Raw genomic sequence first — 14,067 nt, forward strand, 5'->3', positions numbered from 1 at the left:
TGATGTTTTTACAAACACTTGCAGCAAAAAACGAACGGCTTATTACAATGGCGCATACACTGCACAAAACAGGCACGATATTACCGGATTCATACGTTATCGATGTCGATATGCTGTTGCAAAATGCACGTGAAATTTTAAACGAAGCAAACCGTTTTGGCGTGCACTTGTATTATATGACAAAACAAATCGGACGGAATCCATATATTGCGCACCAGTTGGAAGATTTGGGGTATGACGGCTGTGTTGCGGTCGATTTTAAAGAAGCTCAGCTTATGATGTCGCACGGTTTAAAAATAGGACATGTAGGACATTTGGTACAAATACCGAAAGCTGTGTTAAAAAAGATTGTGTGTTACGGACCTGAAGTTATTACCGTTTATTCGACTCAAAAAGCAAAAGAAATATCCGATGCCGCATTGGCACAGCACAAAGTCCAAAATATTATGCTGCGGATTATCGGAGAGCATTCGAATATGTACGCCGGACAAGAAGCTGGTATAGGTTTAAACGAACTTGATGACGTGATAAAAAAAATACAAGAATATAAGGGGGTCAAGCTGCACGGATTAACATCTTTTCCTTGTTTTTTGTTCAGCGAGCATACAAAACATATAGAACCCACAAAAAACATAGAAGATTTAACCGAAGCAAAAATATACATAGAAAAAAAATACGGCATACCGATTGTACAAATGAATATGCCTTCAGTTACAAGCGTACAAAACATAGCGTTAATTAAACAAAAAGGCGGAACACACGGAGAACCGGGGCATGCGTTGACAGGAACAACTCCGTTTAATATGGATGTAAATTCCGCCGAAATTCCCGCGTATGTGTATGTATCGGAAATTTCTCATACGTTTAAAAATAAATCGTATTTTTACGGCGGAGGGTTTTATCCGCGCGGACATTTTCAGCATGTATTGGTTGAAGATGAACGAGGCTGTTTAACCGAACAAACCGTGTCTGACTTTTCGGTGGGGAATATCGATTATTATTTGGAAACACCGCTGTCGTGTGCTGTGGGTAATACCGTGCTCGGCTGTTTTAGAACTCAAATGTTTGTTACACGCTCGGATATTGTGCTAGTTAAAGGTATTCAGCACGACGCTCCTTCAATTGTCGGTATTTATACGCCGCAGGGTATAAAAAAGGATTTTTAAAGTGGCACGTTTTATCGTATTGGTGGTGGACAGTTTCGGAGTCGGCTATATGGATGACGTGTTGCAAGTACGTGCGCGCGATTACGGGGCTAATACGTGCAGGCATATACTCGACCGTATTCCGGATTTATATTTGCCCTGCTTTGAAAAACTCGGTTTGATGAATGCGCTCGGTTATGATTATAAAAAAATGAAAATAAACAAAGATGCGGTATTCGGTAAAGCAATGCTGCAGCATTACGGCGGCGACACCTTTTTGGGACATCAGGAAATTATGGGGACGCGTACTCAAAAGCCGCTTATGAAACCGTTTTCTTTTTATATCGACAGGATTGAAAGCGCTTTAAAAAATGCAGGTTATTCGGTCGAGCGGCGCAAACGGAATGCTGTTTATCTGTGGGTAAATGGCTGTGTTGCGGTAGCCGATAACCTTGAAACAGATCCGGGGCAAGTGTATAACGTAACGGCAAGTTTTCAAGATATTTCTTTTGAAAAAGAATTGGAAATTGCAAAAATCGTTCGAAGCATTGTGGAAGTCGAACGGGTAATCGTTTTCGGTGGCACAAAGGCAACCAAATCTACAATCCTCGCAGCTGAAACCGAACGAAACGGCGAATACATAGGTATCGATGCGCCCAAGTCGCTGGTATACGAAGAAGGGTATATGGTGCGTCATTTAGGCTACGGTGTAGATCCCAAAGTGCAATTACCATTTTTATTGAAAAAAAAAGGTATTCCTTGCATCCTTATCGGAAAGGTAGCCGATATTGTTGCCAATTCGTCGGGTACAAGTTTTATGAATCTTGTCGATACAAAAACAATTTTAGAATTATCGCTTAAACAAATCGATTTATGTACGCACGGTTTTGTATGTATAAATGTACAAGAAACCGATCTTGCAGGGCACGCACAAAACCCCGAACGCTATGCACGAGTATTAAGTATAGTAGACGGTTATCTCGATAAAATAACTCGATTGTTGAAAAAAGAAGACGTACTGGTTGTAACCGCCGATCACGGAAACGATCCGACAATCGGGCATTCGCAGCATACGCGGGAAAACGTTCCGCTTTTGATATACAAAAAAGGCGTTCGTTCCGTAAATATAGGAGTTAGAAAAACAATGGCAGATACCGCCGCTACTGCCGCACAATTTTTTTGCACGGATAAACCTGAAGCGGGAGAAAGTTATTTGGATAAACTGAGGTAAAGAATTTTGTTGCGTGATTTGAAATTACGCTGTATCGTAGATATGACCGGACAAGCAAATATAAGGAGGAAAAAATGAAAATTCTTGTAGTGTGCGGCAGCGGCTTAGGCAGCAGTTTTATGATGGAAATCAACATAAAAAATATTTTGAAAGAGCTGGGGCTTTCAAATATTGATGTTGAACATACAGATTTAAGTTCGGCAAAAGGGACGATGGCTGATATCTATATGGGAACCCGCGATATTACCAATCAATTTACCGGATTTAAAGGAGAAATTATTTCTTTGGACAATATGATTGACAAAGAATATATGAAAGCCAAACTCGTTGAAAAATTAACGGAAATGAAGGTTATATAGACCGATATTGGGAAAGTTGCTGGTTGATTCGGCGACAAATATAATCTCTCTGTAGGAGGAAAAGATGGGATTTTTTCGGTTTTTAATGAACGACGTATTGAGCGTTCCCGCCGTTCTGGTCGGTTTGGTAGCTTTAATCGGCTTACTGATCCAAAAAAAGGACGCCTCGGAATGTGTAAAAGGCTTTATTAAAAGCATTTTGGGCTTTTTAGTGCTCGGTGCAGGTGCGTCGGTAATCGTGGGCGCGTTGGGGCATTTTTCCGGAATGTTCCAATACGGATTTAACATTCAGGGAATTGTCCCGAACAACGAAGCTATTGTGTCCATTGCACAAAAGTCGATGGGCTCGGAAATGGCGCTTATTATGTTTTTCGGAATGGTGGTAAATATCCTAATCGCACGTTTTACGCCTTTAAAATACATTTTTTTAACCGGACACCACACTATTTATATGGCTATTTTAATTGCCGTTATTCTTTCGGTCGGCGGATTAACCGGCTGGGTTCTTATTTTAGTAGGGTCTTTGATTTTAGGTTTTGTTATGGCTGTTTTCCCTGCATGGGCGCAGCCGGTTATGCGCAAAATCACCGGAACAAATGATATCGCCTTCGGACATTTCGGTATTTTCGGTTATATGACATCAGCATACATCGGTAAATTGGTGGGCAAAGGCTCAAAATCAACCGAAGAAATTCAATTTCCTAAATGGCTCGGGTTTTTCCGCGATACGCCCGTTGCAATTTCCGTAACAATGGGTTTGATTTTTATTATATCCGCGCTGGTAGCCGGCCCCGAGTATGTGCAAACAAATCAAAGCGGCGGACAAAACTTTATCGTATTTGCAATTTTACAGTCCATTACGTTTGCAGGCGGTGTATACATCGTTTTGTCGGGCGTACGCTTGATACTCGGAGAAATCGTTCCGGCTTTTACCGGCATTTCTCAAAAACTGGTACCGAATGCAAAACCGGCTTTGGACTGTCCGGTTGTATTCCCCTATGCGCCGAACGCCGTACTTATCGGCTTTTTGGCAAGCTTTTTAGGCGGCATTTTGGGAATGCTTTTGTGCATAGTGTTTAAACTGCCGATTATTATACCCGGTGTTGTCCCTCACTTTTTTTGCGGCGCTTCGGCGGGTGTTTTCGGCAATGCTACCGGCGGACGCAGAGGTTGCTTTTTCGGCGCTTTTATACACGGTTTATTGATTACCTTTTTGCCGATTATTTTAATGCCTCTGCTCGGAAACCTAGGCTTTGTCAGCACAACATTCAGCGATGCGGACTTTTGTATAGTCGGTATTGTGCTGGGCGGAATTATTAATATTTTCCATTAATTGATGTACAACTTTAATATATAAACTGCGTACGGCTGCAAGGTTATAAGCGCATGCTTGTAATCCTTGCAGTCCGTGTGCCGGAGAATAAAATGAGCGATTGCAATTTGGTACAAAAAGCACACAATATTCGGTGCAAAACTTTGGAAACCGCGTATTATACCGGCGCGTCTCATATCGGAGGTTCGCTATCCACGGTAGAAATATTGACGGTTTTGTACTATAAAATATTGAATATTAACCCCGATGTTTTTAAAAGCGACGAGCGCGACCGTTTTATTTTAAGTAAAGGTCACGGCGCTTTGGCATTATACGCGATTTTAGCAGATAAAAAATTTTATGATCAAAAAGAACTGCACAGCGTTAAACGTTTTCATCATTTGCTGCAAGGGCATCCGGTAAAAGACATTCCGGGTATTGAAATGAGTTCCGGTTCGCTCGGCCAGGGTATTTCTTTTGCTGTGGGAAAAGCGCTTGCACTGAAGCGTAAAAAAAATCCGGCGCGCGTTGTCGTGCTTGCAGGCGACGGCGAAATGCAGGAAGGGCAAAACTGGGAAGCGCTTATGTTGGGCGCAAAACTCGGCTTGGCAAATCTTACGGTAATAATCGATGTAAATAAATTGCAGTTGGACGGAACGGTTGAACAAGTGCTTTCGTCAAACGATAATCTTGCGGAAAAACTGCGTGCCTTTAATTGGGACACGGTTGAAGTCGACGGACATGATATAAACGCATTGGAAAAAGTTTTTTCAAATATGACTGTTCCCGATCGGCCGCATGCTGTTGTTGCGCATACAGTAAAAGGCAAAGGCGTTTCCTTTATGGAAAATGAAGTTTCCTGGCATTCGGGAAAACTAAGCAAAGAGCAATTGCTGTGTGCGGGAAAAGAATTGAATTATACTTTTAATTTGCCGGAGGAACATATATGAAAGCGCCCCGCGACGTATTCGGAGAAACGCTGGTTGAACTGAACGAAGCATATCCCCAGTTAATGGTTTTGTGTTCGGACTTGGGAGCTGCAACAAAAACCGGCGTGTTTGAAAAAAAATTTCCCGAAAAATATTTGAACACGGGAATTTGCGAACAAAATATGATGTCGGTTGCAGCAGGGCTTGCTTCAGAAGGCTTTACGGTAGTAGCTTCAACCTTTGCCGTGTTTGCAGCCGGCAGAGCCTTTGATCAAGTTCGGCAAAGCATTGCATTCGATTCTTATAACGTAAAAATAGCGGCAACACACCCGGGGTTGGCTGTCGGTGCCGACGGTGCAATCCACCAGTGTTTGGAAGACATTGCGCTTATGCGCTCAATTCCGCATATGAGCGTCTTATGCCCGTCGGATGAAATGAGTACCGCAGAGGCTCTGCGCACGGCATTACAAACGAACGGTCCCTTTTATCTTCGCATAGGGCGTGCGGAATTGCCCAAGCTGTATGATGATTCTTTCCGTTTTGAAATAGGGCGCTCGTACGTGCTGCGCGAAGGGAAGGACGTTACCATTGCCGCATGCGGTATAATGACGTACCGTGCACAGCTGCTCGCCGAACGCTTGGCGCAGCAAAATATTTTTTGTGAAGTTTTGGACTGTTCTTCAATAAAGCCCTTTGATGAAAAAACGCTTATTCAATCCGCTCAAAAAACCGGTTGTGTAATGACGATGGAAGATCATTCGCGCTTCGGCGGGCTCGGATCCTGTGCCGCCGAAACACTTTCGCAACACTTCCCCGTTCCGCTTAAAATAATCGGTACGGATGATTGCTTCGGCGAATCCGGCGACAGAGAAGATTTGTTTAATGCATACGGTTTTGCTTTTGACGATTTAACCTGCGCCGTTAAAGAGCTTATGCGGAAAAAGAAATAGCTTTGTACTTGACCGCCGTTGATTGCTGTAGTACTATCGTCGGTGTGGAGAGGTAAAAAAAACATGGTAAAACCGTTGGTGTTTCAATCGGATTTCGGCTACGGAGACGGTGCAGTCAGCGCTATGTACGGAGTTGCGTACAGCGTGTGCGAAAACATAAAAGTTTTCAATGTTACGCACGATATACCGCAATATAATATTTGGGAAGCGTCTTACCGCTTGATTCAAACCGTCGATTATTGGCCTGCAGGAACCGTGTTTGTATCCGTGGTCGACCCGGGGGTCGGCTCTACCCGGCGTAGTATTGTTGTGCTGACCGGAAACGGACAGTACATCGTTACGCCGGACAACGGTACGCTTACGCATATAAAACGTTTAAGCAGTATAAAAGAAGCCCGTGTTATAGATGAAAAAATAAACCGCTTGCCGAATTCCGGAGAAAGCTATACCTTTCACGGTCGCGATATTTATGCATATACGGGCGCCCGCCTTGCATCCGGTGTAATTAGCTTTGAACAAGTCGGTCCCAAAGTGGATGTATCTTCCATTGTGGAATTACCCGTTATAGAACCGGTGCAAAACAATACATCGATAAAAGGTTCCATAGACGTGCTCGATGTTCGCTTCGGCAGTTTGTGGACAAATATTTCCCGTACTTTGTTTAATTCGCTCGGCATAGACTGCGGAGAGCATGTAGAAGTTATTATCGAAAATTCCACCCGTCTTTTATACCGCAACACGCTGCGCTACGAGCACTCGTTTGACGCTGTGTATGTGGGAGAGGCTCTGGTGTACGTCAACAGTCTCGATTATATGGCGGTTGCAATCAACCAGGGAAGTTTTTCCAAAGCATACGGAATAGGAACAGGACCTGCGTGGACTATTACGCTGCAAAAGGCGCGTAGTTGAATTTATGGCACAGTCTACGGCTGTTAATACCGAAAAAAAACCGGTTATAGAATTCCGCAATTTTTCTTTTCAATATTTTGCACAAGCACAGCCGACGCTGCGTGATATCAACCTTACAATATACGAGGGCGAAAAAATACTGATTGTAGGTGCAAGCGGTAGCGGAAAAAGTACGTTGGGGCATTGCATAAACGGTCTTATTCCTTTTTCTTACAACGGAAATGTAACGGGCAGTTTAAAAGTATGCGCACAAGAAACGGTAGAGCTCGATATTTTTAAGCTTTCAAAAAAAGTCGGTACCGTACTACAAGATTCGGACGGTCAATTTATCGGTTTAACCGTAGGCGAAGACATAGCCTTTGCTTTGGAAAACGACTGCCGTCCGCTTGATGTCATGAAAACAACCGTAAAAAAAACAGCAGCTTTAGTCGGCATGCATTCTTTTTTAACTTCTTCGCCGCACGAACTTTCCGGCGGCCAAAAACAGCGCGTATCGTTTGCAGGTGTTATGGTAAACAATGTGAATGTGCTGCTTTTTGACGAACCGCTTGCCAATTTGGATCCTAAAACCGGACAAACCGCAATCGAATTAATAGATGACATTTATCGTACATACAAAAAAACCGTTATTATTATCGAGCACCGTATAGAAGACGTGCTGCATTGTCCCGTAGACCGCATTATCGTTGTTGACGGAGGCAAAATTGCATGCGACATGAATGCGGATGCTCTTATGGCTTCGGGTAAACTGCCGTCCTTCGGTATACGCGAGCCTTTGTATGTAAGTGCGCTGCGCCGTGCGGGAATTAAACTTACCGAAAAATTGCGTTGCGGAAGATTGGAAACGCTTGATGTTGGTGCCGTCCGCAGTAAGGTTGTACAGTGGGGAACTTCATTACCCGAAAAAAAAGCGTGCGCTCATACAAATGAAATTTTACGTGCGGAAAACGTAAGCTTCCGCTATGCGCCGCGCAGTCCTGCGGTATTAAATGATATAAACTTCAGTATCCGCGAAGGAGAAATGCTCAGCCTTGTGGGGACAAACGGAGCAGGAAAAAGCACGTTGGCAAAAATTATCAGCGGAATTGTTAAAGAAAGCGGCGGCCGTTTGCTTTTGCGCGGCGAAGATATGTCGCGTATGAACATCCGTGAGCGAAGCCGCCACATAGGTTTTGTTATGCAAAACCCCAATCAAATGTTGTGTAAACCGATGATATACGATGAAATAGCTTTGGGTTTACGTTTAAACGGTATAGCAGAAAACGAAATAAAAGAGCGCGTAGAGCACGCATGTAAAATATGCGGAATTTTACCCTTTATAAAGTGGCCGGTTTCGGCATTGAGCTACGGGCAAAAAAAACGCATTACAATCGCTTCCGTTTTGGCTATGCAGCCGAACATAATTATTCTTGATGAACCGACAGCGGGGCAGGATTACCGGCACTACCGCGAAATAATGGAATTTCTTGTGTCGCTTAATAAAAGCGGGGTAACTATTATATTGATTACGCATGATATGCACTTAATGCTTGAGTATACAGAGCGCACTTTAGTGCTTCATGCCGGCAGCTTATTGCTTGATGCCTCTCCCGTGCAAGCATTAACCGACAGCGCCGTTGCCGAAAAAGCCAGTTTAAAGCTGACGTCGCTGTACCGTTTTGCACAAATGGCGGGCATAAAAGACAGCCGGCTTTTTGTGCAAAATTTTATCGATTACGAGCGAAGGAGTATGCATGAAAGCAAAACTGTTTGATTACATCGAACGTGATAATTTTGTGTATAAACTTTCAGGATTTTCCAAGCTGTTCGGTTTTTTATGTATGACTTTTGCCGTTATGTTTTCTTACGATATCCGCTTTATTGCGGCGCTAGTTGTTTTTTCGCTTGTGTTAATACGGATTGCCGATATTGCTTTTTCGCAAATACGGCTTATGCTTATATATGTTGCCGTTTTTTTAGCGATTAATTTTGTATTGACGTTTTTATTCAGTCCGCTATACGGTACGGAAATTTACGGCACGCGCCACGATATTTATAAATTTGCCGGCAGCTATGTGCTTACTCAAGAGCAGCTTTTGTATCAAATTACAAAAACCGTTAAATACGCTGCAGTAGTGCCGCTGGGAATTATTTTCTTTTTGTGCACCAATCCAAGTGAATTTGCCGCTTCGGTAAACCGTATCGGAGTGCCGTACAAAGCTGCATATGCGTTTTCGCTTACGCTGCGCTATTTTCCTGACCTTATTAGGGACTATCAGGATATTGCCGCCGCGCAGCAAACACGCGGACTGGATCTTTCAAAAAAAGAAAAACCGTTTAAGCGCATAAAAAATGCTATGAATATTTTTGTGCCGCTTATTTTTTCTACATTAGACCGTATAGAAACAATCAGCAATACTATGGATTTGCGCGGATTCGGCAAAGAAAAAAAACGCACGTGGTATTCAGAACGCCCTTTAAACCGCTCGGATGCGGCGGCAATTGCTTTTTCGGCTTTTGTTTTTATACTGTCGCTGTGCATCAGTTTTTTTGTAAACCGTTCACGGTTTTTTAATCCGTTTAGATAAACATAAGTTAAAATCAAATCAATGCAAGGACAAGTGTATGCAAAAAGACAAACCGCTTTTAGTGTTTCAAACAGATTTTACGTATAAAGAAGGTGCCGTATCGTCTATGTACGGCGTAGTAAAAAGCGTAGATCGCAGCCTCGAAATTATGGACGGAACTCACGAGCTTCCGCAATTTGATATATGGAGTGCGAGTTACCGGCTGTTTCAAAGCCTTGCATTTTGGCCGCAGGGCACTGTGTACGTATCGGTAGTGGATCCGGGTGTCGGCACAAAGCGGCGCGCGTGCGTTGCAAAAACGGCAAACGGTTATTACGTGGTAAGCCCCGATAACGGCAGTCTTACCCATATTAAACGTTTTATGGGCATAACCGAAGTGCGCGAAATAGACGAAAGACTCAACCGTTTGCACAACGAAAAAACCCAAGGTGTCGCCGTGTTTCACGGACGCGATTTGTTCGGCTATTGTGCTGCCCGCTTTGCATCCGGTATTATTTCATTTGAGCAAATCGGTCCTTCCTATTCCGTTGATGAAATTGTGGAATTACCACTGCATGAAGCCTATGCGGAAAACTCAGTTGTAAAAGGTATAATAGAAATAGACGATCCGAACTTCGGCAATTTGTGGACTAATGTGCCGCTTGCTTTATTTAAAGAACAGGGCTTTGCGTACGGACAGCATATCCGTGTGCGAATATGTTGCAGCGGTAAAACGGTGTTTGAACAAAAAGTACTGTTTCATCAAAGCTTCGGTTTTGCAAATGAAAATGAACCGATTGTGTACACCAACGAACTTTTGCGTATTGCTCTTGCCGTGTGCCGGGGAAGCTTTAAAAAGCAATTTAACTGCGCTTTCGGTTCGCAATGGACGGTAGAATTTTCGCACTGATACCGGCAGTTACGGTCCGTATCGAGCGGTACACGATGAAAGGCGGATGCTTGTGTGTCGATACAGTGCGTGTCGGTACACTTGACAGTTTAGGTGCGGTTTGTTTAAATAAACTTTAGGGGGTGTTGTTATGAAAAAGATGTTTACCGTAACGACTAAAACGATTGTTGCTGTCGGTCTCGGTTCGGCGCTGTTTATGTTGTTTTTTATGTATGTAAAAATTCCTACCGGAATTCCTGAAACGTCTTTTCAAGTGGCATACGGATTGGGAGGTTTTTTTGCGGCTTTGTTCGGACCGATTGCCGGCGGCTTAATTGCGTTTATAGGGCATGCTTTGTCGGATTCCATCCAATACGGATCGGCGTGGTGGAGCTGGGTTATAGCCAGTTTTATTTCCTGCTTTATTATGGGTTTGGTGTATCCGCGTTTGCATGCGGAAGAAGGAATTTTTTCGGTTAAAGATGCGCTGTTGTTTAACCTTGTGCAAGTCGGCGCCAATGTTTTTGCGTGGATTGCCGCAGCTCCGTGTTTGGATATTCTTATCTATAAAGAGCCTGCCAATAAAGTGTTTACGCAGGGAATTACCGCTGCATTGTTGAATGCGGTTTCAACCGGTGTGGTTGCAACGCTGCTTTTAGTTGCTTATGCAAAAAGCCGCCCAAAAAAAGGCAGTTTAGCAAAGGGAGAATAAAAGAAAATCTATGACTGATTGACAAAAACCGGCATTCAGTCCATAATAACAAAATCGATAAAAGGACGCTGTTAAAAAACGCGGCTGTTTTGTACGGCGTCCGAATGTTTTTGTGTAAGTTCGTTCCCTTTAATTGCATAAAAACTATATCTTGCCGACAGCGGCACAAATCAGTATCTGTAATAAAGAGGTATACAGTATGGCGGTAAAACAGCCTAAGGGAAAAATAGTCAGAAGGCTCGGCACCAATATTTTCGGCAACCCTAAATACAGCAAATTGCTGTCTAAAAAGCCGAATGCGCCGGGAAAAGAGCGCGGCGTAAAACAGCGCGGTAAAATGTCCGTTTACGGGGAACAATTGCGGGAAAAACAAAAATTCCGCTTTGCCTACGGTATGTCCGAAAAACAGTTTAGAAACCTGTTTGCCCGCGCACAGCGGATGAAGGGTATTACCAGCGACAATATGCTTTCTTTAATGGAACAGCGTTTTGACAATACCGTTTTTAGAATGGGTTTTGCGGTAAGCCGTGCACAAGCACGTCAAATGGTTTCGCACTCTTATTTTTATGTAAACGGAAAACCGGCAAACATTCCTTCTATGAGGCTTAAAGCAAACGATGTGATTACATCAAAAGAAAAAAAGGGAATTCAAAACCTTATTCGGCACAATTTGGTTACCGCACAAGGAAACAGAGGCAGCTGGCTTGCAGTAGATGAAGAAAATCTTTCGGCAACCGTTACCTCTTTGCCGGCGGCAAGCGATATTCAGCCGGTGGGCAATATTCAGTACGTTATAGAATTCTATTCGCGCTAAGTGTTGCGCATTTTGCGTAAAAAAAGACTGCCTTAAAAGCTTGTGCTTTCGGCAGTCTTTTTTTTGTGTGCGGCATACTTTATTGTTTTTTGCCTTGGTTTGCAACGCCCGCCATTTTTTCTGCTATGGCTTTTTGATCTCCAAGATATTTTTTATTTACTACTTTAAATGAACTATCGAATTCATACACGAGCGGCACGCCGGTGGGTATGTTTATTTCCAGTATTTCTTCTTTGCTTAAGTTTTCAAAGTATTTTACCAATGCGCGCAGCGAGTTTCCGTGAGCAACAATGAGCACCCGTTCTCCTTTTTGCATGCGCGGTTTTATTTCGCTTTCAAAATAGGGTACGGCGCGTTCAATGGTTGTTTCAAGACTTTCGGTTAAAGGTAGTACCGATTTATCGCTTACTGTGCGGTAGGGTTCTTGCGTGCGCGGGCTGCGCTCATCGGTTTCGTTTAACGCTGGCGGCGTTATATCGAACGAGCGGCGCCAAATTTTAACTTGGTCTTCGCCGTATTTTTCTGCCGTTTCCGCTTTATTCATTCCCTGCAATGCTCCGTAGTGGCGTTCGTTCAGTTTCCACGTTTTTATAACGGGCAGCCATTCGCGGTCCATTGAAGCAAGGGCAAAATTGAGAGTGTGTATGGCGCGTTTTAAAAACGACGTATAGCAAACGTCAAAGTCGTAGCCTTCGTTTTTTAATGTTACGCCGGCTTGTTTTGCTTCTTCTTGTCCTTTTTCAGACAAATCCACATCGGTCCAGCCGGTAAAAAGATTTAATTTGTTCCATTCGCTTTCGCCGTGCCGTATAAGTACTAATTTCATTTTATTTACCTCTGTCTTACTATACTATATTTTTACAAACAGAAACAAGGGGAACGTGCTTTTTGTGCCGGCTGCAGTTTTTTGTTTTTGCCGGTTTGTGTTCGTAAAACCTATGTGCTTAAAACAGTTCATAAAACTGCGGTTGTATCGTTTACAAGCGCTGTGTCAATCCCTGTTTACAAAAACAGCGCTTTGTGGTATTGTTCGCATTACAGTCATAAGGACGATTAACTCAGCGGTAGAGTGCTACCTTCACACGGTAGAAGTCACTGGTTCAAATCCAGTATCGTCCATTGACACTTACAATAACCGGGGTGTTAACGAAAGGATTTTATCCTGCCGTTATCTGAGAGCAAACCCGCAAGGCGACCGTACGGCCGTCTGAACCTGATCCGGATAATGCCGGCGGAGGAAGTTATGAAGACTCGTCTTTATATTTCATTTTTTATTTTATTTTGTTCCGTTACCGCACTTCTTCCCGCAAAGGGAAAAGCCGATGTTCCGCAAGAGCGCAGCCGCGAAGTCGTCGTTTATGCGTATGATTCGTTTGCCGCAGACTGGGGACCGGGTGCGGAAATTGTTAAGCGTTTTGAAGAAAAAACGGGCTATAAGTGTACGCTCGTTTCGGCGGGAAACGCCGTTCAAGTGCTTACGCGCGCCGTGCTCGAAAAAAAAGCGCCGAAAGCCGACGTTTTAATCGGCATAGACGGCAACATGGTCGAAGCGGCAAAAGCGCAAGGCGTTTTGGCTCCGTATAAAAGAGAGCTTGCCGAAAAGCTCATTCCTGCCGATTTGGTTGCGGACAAAGAGTGGTTCGTTACGCCCTACGATTGGAGCTATTTTGCTTTTATTTACGATACGGCATCTTCGGTACCGCCGCCGCAATCTTTGTCGGATTTAACGAAAAGCATGTACGCAAAAAAAATCATTTTGATGGATCCGCGTACTTCAACGCCCGGTTTGGGATTTGCCGCGTGGACAAGGGCGGTGTTCGGCGATTCGTATTTGGATTTTTGGAAAGCGCTTAAGCCGAATATCTTAACCATGGCGCCCGGCTGGAGCGAAGGGTACGGCTTGTTCACCAAGGGAGAAGCGCCGCTTGTTATAAGCTATACGACCAGTCCCGCCTACCATGTTGAATACGATAAAACCGACCGCTATCAAGCACTCATTTTTCCCGAAGGGCATATAATGCAGATTGAAGGTGCAGCTTTGGTAAAAGGTGCGCCGAACGAAAAGGGCGGTAAAGCTTTTTTGGATTTTTTAATCGGCGAAAAAGCCCAATCCGTACTGCCGCTTACCCAATGGATGTATCCGGTAAATCCGGCGCTCGTGCTTCCCGATTGCTATAGAGCCGCCCCGAAAGCCGGCAAAGCGCTTTCGGTAAAAGCTTTTGACCTTGAAAAAACGGTACACGAAATTACCGATTTATTGGCAAAATAACT

General features: G+C 43.8%; 14 protein-coding genes and 1 tRNA gene. 14 read left to right on the plus strand and 1 reads right to left on the minus strand.

The window, feature by feature from the left end; translation table 11 throughout:
• Positions 1-2: 2 nt before the first annotated feature.
• The 12 genes from HMPREF9193_RS03225 to rpsD all read left to right on the plus strand — a co-directional run bounded on the left by HMPREF9193_RS03225 (position 3) and on the right by rpsD (position 11,796).
• On the plus strand, positions 3-1,166 hold the full coding sequence (locus tag HMPREF9193_RS03225) for an alanine racemase (protein ID WP_021686631.1): 1,164 nt from the start codon (positions 3-5) through the stop codon (positions 1,164-1,166).
• Position 1,167: 1 nt separating this feature from the next.
• Positions 1,168-2,376, plus strand: coding sequence for a phosphopentomutase (locus tag HMPREF9193_RS03230; RefSeq protein ID WP_021686632.1), 1,209 nt, complete (start codon positions 1,168-1,170; stop codon positions 2,374-2,376).
• Positions 2,377-2,450: 74 nt separating this feature from the next.
• Positions 2,451-2,735 carry a PTS sugar transporter subunit IIB gene (locus tag HMPREF9193_RS03235; RefSeq protein WP_021686633.1) on the plus strand — a complete coding sequence of 95 codons (285 nt, stop codon included), beginning with the start codon at positions 2,451-2,453 and terminating at the stop codon, positions 2,733-2,735.
• 64 nt (positions 2,736-2,799) lie between these two features.
• Positions 2,800-4,068, plus strand: a complete 1,269-nt coding sequence (gene ulaA, locus HMPREF9193_RS03240) for a PTS ascorbate transporter subunit IIC (RefSeq protein WP_021686634.1) — start codon at positions 2,800-2,802, stop codon at positions 4,066-4,068.
• A gap of 92 nt (positions 4,069-4,160) precedes the next feature.
• Positions 4,161-4,997: a transketolase gene (locus tag HMPREF9193_RS03245; protein WP_040847433.1), complete on the plus strand. Its 837-nt coding sequence runs from the start codon at positions 4,161-4,163 to the stop codon at positions 4,995-4,997.
• A complete protein-coding gene (locus tag HMPREF9193_RS03250; RefSeq protein WP_021686636.1) occupies positions 4,994-5,926 on the plus strand; it encodes a transketolase family protein in 933 nt (310 codons plus the stop codon). Before HMPREF9193_RS03245 ends, HMPREF9193_RS03250 begins: the two co-directional genes overlap by 4 nt.
• A 63-nt stretch (positions 5,927-5,989) precedes the next feature.
• Complete coding sequence (locus tag HMPREF9193_RS03255) at positions 5,990-6,835, plus strand: SAM hydrolase/SAM-dependent halogenase family protein (protein WP_021686637.1); 846 nt, start codon at positions 5,990-5,992, stop codon at positions 6,833-6,835.
• Between the two features lie 4 nt (positions 6,836-6,839).
• Complete coding sequence (locus HMPREF9193_RS03260; RefSeq protein ID WP_021686638.1) at positions 6,840-8,588, plus strand: ABC transporter ATP-binding protein; 1,749 nt, start codon at positions 6,840-6,842, stop codon at positions 8,586-8,588.
• Positions 8,569-9,402 (plus strand): energy-coupling factor transporter transmembrane component T family protein, encoded by an 834-nt coding sequence (locus HMPREF9193_RS03265; protein ID WP_021686639.1) that lies wholly within the window; start codon positions 8,569-8,571, stop codon positions 9,400-9,402. Before HMPREF9193_RS03260 ends, HMPREF9193_RS03265 begins: the two co-directional genes overlap by 20 nt.
• A 37-nt stretch (positions 9,403-9,439) precedes the next feature.
• Entirely contained in the window at positions 9,440-10,291 is an 852-nt protein-coding gene (locus tag HMPREF9193_RS03270; RefSeq protein ID WP_021686640.1) for an SAM hydrolase/SAM-dependent halogenase family protein, read from the plus strand.
• A gap of 130 nt (positions 10,292-10,421) precedes the next feature.
• Positions 10,422-10,982, plus strand: coding sequence for an ECF-type riboflavin transporter substrate-binding protein (locus HMPREF9193_RS03275; RefSeq protein ID WP_021686642.1), 561 nt, complete (start codon positions 10,422-10,424; stop codon positions 10,980-10,982).
• Positions 10,983-11,181: 199 nt separating this feature from the next.
• Entirely contained in the window at positions 11,182-11,796 is a 615-nt protein-coding gene (gene rpsD, locus HMPREF9193_RS03280) for a 30S ribosomal protein S4 (RefSeq protein WP_021686643.1), read from the plus strand.
• A gap of 79 nt (positions 11,797-11,875) precedes the next feature.
• Here rpsD and gpmA read toward each other — a convergent pair whose 3' ends face one another.
• Positions 11,876-12,622 carry a 2,3-diphosphoglycerate-dependent phosphoglycerate mutase gene (gene gpmA, locus HMPREF9193_RS03285; RefSeq protein WP_021686644.1) on the minus strand — a complete coding sequence of 249 codons (747 nt, stop codon included), beginning with the start codon at positions 12,620-12,622 and terminating at the stop codon, positions 11,876-11,878.
• 221 nt (positions 12,623-12,843) lie between these two features.
• Here gpmA and HMPREF9193_RS03290 point away from each other — a divergent pair.
• A tRNA-Val gene (locus HMPREF9193_RS03290) sits at positions 12,844-12,915 on the plus strand.
• Between the two features lie 124 nt (positions 12,916-13,039).
• Positions 13,040-14,065 carry a thiamine ABC transporter substrate-binding protein gene (locus HMPREF9193_RS03295; protein WP_040847434.1) on the plus strand — a complete coding sequence of 342 codons (1,026 nt, stop codon included), beginning with the start codon at positions 13,040-13,042 and terminating at the stop codon, positions 14,063-14,065.
• Positions 14,066-14,067: the final 2 nt, after the last annotated feature.

Source organism: Treponema lecithinolyticum ATCC 700332 (genome assembly GCA_000468055.1).
Classification (GTDB): Bacteria; Spirochaetota; Spirochaetia; order Treponematales; family Treponemataceae; genus Treponema_C; species Treponema_C lecithinolyticum.

Excerpts from the sequence above, each read along its gene's own strand:
- HMPREF9193_RS03225 (WP_021686631.1), top strand. The coding sequence starts at position 3 with ATGTTTTTACAAACACTTGCAGCAAAAAACGAACGGCTTATTACAATG.
- HMPREF9193_RS03235 (WP_021686633.1), top strand. The coding sequence starts at position 2,451 with ATGAAAATTCTTGTAGTGTGCGGCAGCGGCTTAGGCAGCAGTTTTATG.
- ulaA (WP_021686634.1), top strand. The coding sequence starts at position 2,800 with ATGGGATTTTTTCGGTTTTTAATGAACGACGTATTGAGCGTTCCCGCC.
- HMPREF9193_RS03245 (WP_040847433.1), top strand. The coding sequence starts at position 4,161 with ATGAGCGATTGCAATTTGGTACAAAAAGCACACAATATTCGGTGCAAA.
- HMPREF9193_RS03250 (WP_021686636.1), top strand. The coding sequence starts at position 4,994 with ATGAAAGCGCCCCGCGACGTATTCGGAGAAACGCTGGTTGAACTGAAC.
- HMPREF9193_RS03255 (WP_021686637.1), top strand. The coding sequence starts at position 5,990 with ATGGTAAAACCGTTGGTGTTTCAATCGGATTTCGGCTACGGAGACGGT.
- HMPREF9193_RS03260 (WP_021686638.1), top strand. The coding sequence starts at position 6,840 with ATGGCACAGTCTACGGCTGTTAATACCGAAAAAAAACCGGTTATAGAA.
- HMPREF9193_RS03265 (WP_021686639.1), top strand. The coding sequence starts at position 8,569 with ATGAAAGCAAAACTGTTTGATTACATCGAACGTGATAATTTTGTGTAT.
- HMPREF9193_RS03270 (WP_021686640.1), top strand. The coding sequence starts at position 9,440 with ATGCAAAAAGACAAACCGCTTTTAGTGTTTCAAACAGATTTTACGTAT.
- HMPREF9193_RS03275 (WP_021686642.1), top strand. The coding sequence starts at position 10,422 with ATGAAAAAGATGTTTACCGTAACGACTAAAACGATTGTTGCTGTCGGT.
- rpsD (WP_021686643.1), top strand. The coding sequence starts at position 11,182 with ATGGCGGTAAAACAGCCTAAGGGAAAAATAGTCAGAAGGCTCGGCACC.
- gpmA (WP_021686644.1), bottom strand. The coding sequence starts at position 12,622 with ATGAAATTAGTACTTATACGGCACGGCGAAAGCGAATGGAACAAATTA.
- HMPREF9193_RS03295 (WP_040847434.1), top strand. The coding sequence starts at position 13,040 with ATGAAGACTCGTCTTTATATTTCATTTTTTATTTTATTTTGTTCCGTT.